The sequence below is a fragment of the Brachybacterium sp. GCM10030252 genome, from assembly GCF_042666535.1.
Lineage (GTDB): Bacteria > Actinomycetota > Actinomycetes > Actinomycetales > Dermabacteraceae > Brachybacterium.
The window spans coordinates 1-1,283 of the sequence record NZ_JBHTDM010000015.1 but is presented as its reverse complement, the minus strand read 5'-3'; the positions used below and the strand labels follow the sequence as shown (position 1 = coordinate 1,283).

Here is a 1,283-nt window from a genome sequence, read left to right as displayed (position 1 = left end):
GCCTCGTCGAGCTCGCGCGGGATGCCGCGGATGAACTGGACCATGAGGAACACGAAGAACGCGTCGGTGGCCAGGAACTTCGGCAGGATCAGCGGCAGCAGGGTGTTCACCCATCCGGTCTGGGAGAACATGATGTACTGCGGCACGATCACCACGTGGATCGGCAGCATCAGCGTCATCAGCATGATCGCGAACGCGATGTTGCGGCCCCAGAATCGCAGCCGCGCGAACGCATAGGCCGTCAGCGAGCACGCGATCAGATTGCCGATCACGCAGCCCAGCACCAGCAGCGTCGAGTTCATCAGGTAGTGGGAGAACGGCTGCGCGAGCGCGTTCCACCCCTCGACATAGTTCTCCGTGTTGAAGCTGATCGGGAGCAGGCCCGGGTTGCGGAAGATCTCGTCGTTGGGCCGCAGGGAGGAGACGATCATCCACAGCAGCGGGTAGATCATCGCGATGCTGGCCGCGATCATCACCAGGTGCTTGAGGGTGCGGCGGACCAGGCGCCGGGGACGGGGCTTCGGGACGATCGGCGCGGACGCCGTGTCATCGCGGGAGGCGGCTGCCGGGCTCGGCCGGCTCTGCAGATCAGTCATCGTAGAACACCCAGAACTTGGAGACGAAGAAGTTGATCGCGGTGAAGATCGCGACGATGATCAGCAGCAGCCACGCCATCGCCGACGCATAGCCCATGTCGAACTGGGCGAAGCCCTTCTGATACAGGTACAGCGTGTAGAACATCGTCGAATCCGAGGGCCCGCCGGTGCCGCCCGAGACGACGAACGCCTGGGTGAACGACTGGAAGGCGTTGATCACCTGCAGCACCACGTTGAAGAAGATGATCGGGGTCAGCAGCGGGATCGTGATCCGGAAGAACTGCGCCACCTTCGAGGCGCCGTCGACCGAGGCCGCCTCGTAGTACATCTGCGGGATCTGCCGCAGCCCGGCGAGGAAGATGATCATCGGAGACCCGAACGTCCACACGTGCAGCAGGATGATCGTGCCCAGCGCCGTATCGGGATTGGACACCCAGCCGGGCAGGTTCTCGAATCCCAGCATCTCGCCGATCTGATTGACCAGACCGCTGGCGCCGAACATCTGGCGCCACAGGATCGCGATCGCGACCGAGCCGCCCAGCAGGGACGGCAGATAGAACACCGAGCGGTAGAACGCCAGTGCCTTCATGCCCTGGTTCAGCACCACCGCCAGCAGCAGCGCCGCCAGCAGCTGCAAAGGCGTACCGACGAACACGTAGATGAACGTGACCACCAGCGAGTTGTGCA

Annotated in this window: 2 protein-coding genes; both read right to left on the bottom strand. The window is 63.4% G+C overall.

From position 1 onward, the window contains the following. The coding region (locus ACFQRJ_RS12575; RefSeq protein WP_377019484.1) for a carbohydrate ABC transporter permease at positions 1–596 on the bottom strand (596 nt) is incomplete at its 3' end. Continuing rightward, positions 589–1,283: carbohydrate ABC transporter permease (locus ACFQRJ_RS12570; protein WP_377019483.1), on the bottom strand; the 695-nt coding region annotated here is incomplete at its 5' end. The genes ACFQRJ_RS12570 and ACFQRJ_RS12575, both read right to left, overlap by 8 nt.